Here is a 540-nt window from a genome sequence, read left to right on the forward strand (position 1 = left end):
AGAAAACTTAAAAAATTTAGAAGTGCAATTCAATCAATCCCAAAACCGCATGCTTTCTTCTTTATCTTCTCAAATCGCTCAAATTTCAAATTCCCTAAACGCACTTGATCCTAACTCTTATTCTAAAAACATTTCAAACATGTATGGGGTAACTTTGAATGTGGGTTATAAGCATTTCTTTACCAAGAAAAAAAATCAAGGGTTTCGCTATTACTTGTTTTATGACTATGGTTATACTAATTTTGGTTTTGTGGGTAATGGCTTTGATGGTTTGGGCAAAATGAATAACCACCTTTATGGGCTTGGAATAGACTATCTGTATAATTTCATTGATAATGCAAAAAAACATTCTAGCGTGGGTTTTTATGCGGGCTTTGCTTTAGCGGGGAGTTCGTGGGTAGGGAGTGGTTTGAGCATGTGGGTGAGTGAAACGGATTTTATCAACAATTATTTGACGGGCTATCAAGCTAAAATGCATACGAGTTTTTTCCAAATCCCTTTGAATTTTGGGGTTCGTGTGAATGTAAATAGGCATAACGG

General features: G+C 35.7%; 1 pseudogene. It reads left to right on the plus strand.

Features of this window, described 5'->3' with window-relative positions:
• A pseudogene (gene hopJ / locus IE271_RS44725) lies at positions 1-540 on the plus strand (Hop family outer membrane protein HopJ/HopK); the annotation flags it as partial.

The sequence above is a fragment of the Streptomyces minutiscleroticus genome (assembly GCF_014650875.1).
Taxonomy (GTDB): Bacteria; Actinomycetota; Actinomycetes; order Streptomycetales; family Streptomycetaceae; genus Streptomyces; species Streptomyces minutiscleroticus.